Consider the following 4,895-nt stretch of genomic DNA (forward strand, 5'->3'; position numbering starts at 1 on the left):
ATCCTGGCCGGCATCTACGCCCACATCTTGGGTGTCGAACGCGTCGGAATCGACGACTCCTTCTTCCACCTCGGCGGGGACTCACTGTCGGCGATGCGGCTCGTCTCGGCCGTGAATGCCGAACTGGACGCCGGCCTCACCGTCCGGTCCCTGTTCGAGGCACCCACCGTCGCGGAGCTGGCGCCGCGGATCCGCGGGGGCGGGACCAAGCTCGCGCGGGTGGCTCCGGTCGACCGGCCCCCCGTGGTGCCGCTATCCTTCGCCCAGTCCCGGCTCTGGTTTCTCGACCAATTGCACGGGCCGTCCCCGGTCCATAACATGGCCGTCGCCCTGCGACTGAGCGGACGCCTGGACACCGACGCGATGGGCGCCGCCCTGGCCGACGTGGTGGGCCGCCACGAAAGCCTGCGCACGGTCTTCGTCGCCGACCAGGGAACACCTCGCCAAGTCGTCCTCGCAGCCGAGTCCACCGGCGCCGCCTGGCAGGTCATCGACGCCGACGGCTGGTCGATAGAGCGACTCGGTGCTGCGATCGGCACCGCGGCCCGGCACCACTTTGATTTGTCCGACGAGATTCCTTTGCGGACAACGCTTTTCCGGCTCGACGACGACGATCACGTGTTGGTGGCGGTGGCCCACCATATCGCCGCGGACGGGTGGTCGCTGGCGCCGCTGGTGCGTGACCTCGGGACGGCCTATGCCAGCCGGCGCGCCGGCCGGGTGCCGGACTGGGCGCCGCTGCCGGTGCAATACGTGGACTACACGCTGTGGCAGCGTGCCCAGTTCGGCGACCTCGAGGACCCGGACAGCCCCGTCACCAGGCAGCTCGCCTACTGGGAACAAGCCCTGGCGGGGTTGCCCGAACGCGGCGAGTTGCCGACGGATCGGCCGTATCCGTTGGTGGCCGATTATCGGGGCGCGAGCGTGGATATCGACTGGCCCGCGGAGTTGCAGCAACGGGTGCGCGCGGTGGCGCGGGCACACAATGCCACCGAGTTCATGGTGATGCAGGCCGCGCTCTCGGTGCTGCTGGGCAAGCTCAGCGCGACTTCCGATGTCGCCGTGGGCTTTCCGATCGCCGGACGCAGCGATCCCGCGCTGGACGACGTGGTGGGCTTCTTCGTCAACACCCTGGTACTGCGCGTGGATCTCGGCGGCGATCCCAGCGTCGCCGAACTGTTGGCCAGGGTGCGGCGGCGCAGCCTGGCGGCCTACGAACACCAGGACGTGCCCTTCGAAGTGCTCGTGGAGCGGCTCCGTCCCAGCCGCAGCCTGGCCCACCACCCGCTGGTCCAGGTGGTGTTGGCCTGGCAGAACCTGCCGTGGCAGCATGACGGCCCCGCCGCCGGACTGGAATTGGGCGACGTGCAGGTCACGCCTCTGCCGCTGGACACCCAGGTCGCCCGGATGGATCTGGTCTTCTCGCTGAACGAACGGTGGACCGAGGACGGCCGGCCGGGCGGCATCGGCGGAGCGGTGGAGTTCCGCACCGACGTGTTCGACCTATCGAGCATCGAAACGCTGATCGAGCGGTTTCATCGGGCGCTGGCGGCCATGACCGCCGATCCGGCTCAACGATTGTCGTCGATCGACCTGCTCGACGAGGCCGAACGCGAGCGGCTCGACGTGGCCGGTAACCGCGCGATAGTCACCGCGCCTCCGATGGCGTTGGTGTCGATTCCGGCGTTGTTCGCCGCGCAGGTGGCAAGCGCTCCAGGGGCCGTGGCGATCACCTGCGGCGCGCGCTCGTTGACCTACCGAGAGCTCTACGAGTCGACGAACCGGTTGGCGCACTTGCTTTCCGAGCGGGGCGCGGGTCCGGGTCAGCGAGTGGCGGTGGTGATCCCGCGGTCGGCCGAAGCGATCGTGGCGATTTTCGCGGTCCTCAAGACCGGGGCGGCGTATGTGCCGATCGACCCGAGCGTGCCGGCGGCGCGGTTGGAGTTCGTGCTCGCTGATGCAGCGCCGATCGCCGCGGTGACCACCGCCGAGGTGCGCGCCCGGCTGGACGGGTTCGCCGGGGTGATCGTCGACATCGACGACCCCGCCGTGGCGACCCGGCCCACCACCGGGCTTCCGGTGCCGGCGGCGGACAGCATCGCGTACCTCATCTACACGTCCGGCTCGACGGGAATTCCCAAGGGAGTGGCCGTAACCCACCGCAATGTCACCCAGCTGCTGGAAGCGATCGATGCGCGACTGAGTGCGGGCGCGGTCTGGACCCAGTGCCATTCATTGGCGTTCGACTTCTCGGTGTGGGAAATCTTCGGGTCGTTGCTGTATGGCGGGCGTCTGGTGATCGTGCCGGACGACGTGGTCCGATCGCCAGAAGACTTGCACGCGTTGTTGGTTCGCGAGCAGGTCAGCGTGTTGAGTCAGACGCCGTCGGCGTTCTATGCGCTGCAGAGCGCTGATGCGTTGGCGCCTGAGTTGGGTGAGCGGTTGAAGTTGCAGACGGTGGTCTTCGGTGGTGAGGCGCTCGAGCCGCACCGGTTGGCCACGTGGTTGCACCGTCACCCGGGCCTGCCCCGTCTGGTGAATATGTATGGCATCACCGAGACGACGGTGCACGCGTCGTTCCGGGAGATCGTCGACGGGGACGTCGACAGCAACTTGAGCCCCATCGGAACGCCTTTGGCGCACTTGGCCTTCTTCGTGCTCGACGGCTGGCTGTGTCAGGTGCCCGTCGGTGTGGTCGGTGAGCTGTATGTGGCCGGCGGTGGGCTGGCGACCGGCTATGTGGGCCGCCCGGGCCTGTCGTCGACGCGGTTTGTCGCCTGCCCGTTCGGGGCGCCGGGTGCGCGGATGTATCGCACCGGTGACCTGGTCCGGTGGGGCGTCGACGGGCAGTTGCAGTACCTGGGCCGCGCCGACGAGCAGGTCAAGATCCGCGGCTACCGGATCGAACTCGGCGAAATCCGCGCCGCTTTAAGCGAATTGGACGGCGTTGAGCATGCGGCGGTGATCGCCCGTGAAGACCGGGCCGGCGACAAGCGTCTCGTCGGCTATGTGACCGGAGTCGCTGACCCGACCGACATTCGGGCCTGGTTGGGTCAGCGGCTCCCCACATACATGGTGCCCTCGGCGGTGGTGGTGCTCGAGGCGTTGCCGCTGACCGCCAACGGCAAGCTGGACACCCGCGCGCTGCCGGCGCCGGAATACTCCGACGCCGACCGCTACCGGGCCCCGACGAGCGCGATCGAGGAGATCCTTGCGGGCATCTACGCCCAGGTGCTCGGCGTGGAACGCGTCGGCGTCGACGACTCCTTCTTCGACCTCGGCGGCGACTCGCTGTTGGCGATGCGCTTGCTCGCGGCGGTGAACACCGCCTTCGACGCCGGCGTTTCGGTGCGGACGCTGTTCGAGGCGCCCACGGTGGCCCAGTTGGCGCCGCGGCTTGCCGGTGCTGGCACTCAACGGATTCCGCGGCTGCGGGCGGGTGCACGGCCGGAGTTGGTGCCGTTGTCGTTCGCGCAGTCCCGGTTGTGGTTCATCGATCAGTTGCAGGGACCGTCGCCGATGTACAACATGCCGGCGGTGCTGCGAGTGCGCGGTCGATTGGACGTGGAGGCCCTGCACGCCGCCCTCCTCGATGTGGTGGCTCGACATGAGAGTTTGCGCACGGTGTTCGCCGTCTCCGACGGGACACCGCGGCAGGTGGTGATTCCCGCTGAGCGGGCGGACGTCGGGTGGGACGTAATTGATGCCGCCGGTTGGTCGCCGGCACGGATGAAGGAGGGCGTGGATGCCGCAGCAAGGTACGCGTTCGATCTCGCAAGCGAAATACCCATACAAACAAAGCTATTCCGTCGCGGCGATGACGAGCATGTGTTGGTGGCGGTGGTCCATCATATTGCTGCGGATGGTTGGTCGCTGAATCCACTGGTGCGCGATCTGGGCACCGCCTACGCCAGTCGCAGCGGCGGCCGGGCGCCGCAGTGGGCGCCGCTGGCGGTGCAGTACGTCGACCACGCGATCTGGCAGCGGACGCAATTCGGAGACCTGGACGATCCGGACAGCCCGATCGCCGGGCAGCTGGCCTATTGGGAACGAGCCTTGGCGGGGTTGCCCGAGCATATCGAGCTGCCTACGGATCGGCCGTATCCGTCGGTGGCCGATCATCGCGGGGCCAGCGTGGGCATCGACTGGCCCGCGGAGTTGCAGCAACGGGTGCATGCGGTGGCGCGGGCGCACAACGCCACCGAATTCATGGTGGTGCAGGCCGCGCTCTCGGTGCTGCTGGCCAAGATCAGTGCGAGTTCCGATGTTGCGGTGGGCTTTCCGATCGCCGGCCGCCGTGACCCCGCGCTGGACGACGTGGTGGGATTCTTCGTCAACACCCTGGTGTTGCACGTGGATCTCGGAGGTGATCCCAGCGTCGCCGAGCTGTTGGCCCGGGTGCGTCAGCACGTCCTGGCGGCCTTCGACCACCAGGATGTGCCCTTCGAGGTGCTGGTCGAGCGGCTCAACCCCAGCCGCTCCCTGGCGCACCACCCCCTGGTCCAGGTGATGCTCGCCTGGCAGAGTGCCAACGCGGCGGAGCTTCGTCTGGGGGACCTGCAGGTCAGCGCCGAGCCGGTCGAAACGGGTACCGCCCGAATGGACCTGACGTTCTCACTGTCAGCCCGCTGGAGCGACGACGGCCGGGCCGCCGGGATCGGCGGAACCGTCGAATTCCGCACCGACGTGTTCGACCCGGACACCGTTAACACCTTGACCGAGCGACTGCGGCGGGTGTTGGTCGCCATCACCGACGACCCGCATCGCCGACTGTCCTCGATCGATGTGCTCGACACCGCCGAATGCGCGCGACTCGGTGCGTGGGGCAATGTGTCGGCGTTGGGTCGTGCGGTGGTGCCGGTGTCGGTGGTGGAGTTGTTCGGCGGGCAGGTGGC

General features: G+C 68.2%; 1 protein-coding gene. It reads left to right on the forward strand.

The annotated features are described in order from the left end of the window. Positions 1 to 4,895, forward strand: a 4,895-nt coding sequence (locus A9W96_RS05860; RefSeq protein ID WP_156765128.1) for a non-ribosomal peptide synthetase, incomplete at both ends; no start/stop codon positions are given.

This window comes from Mycobacterium sp. 1245852.3, from assembly GCF_001669335.1.
In the GTDB taxonomy this organism is placed as follows: Bacteria; Actinomycetota; Actinomycetes; order Mycobacteriales; family Mycobacteriaceae; genus Mycobacterium; species Mycobacterium europaeum_A.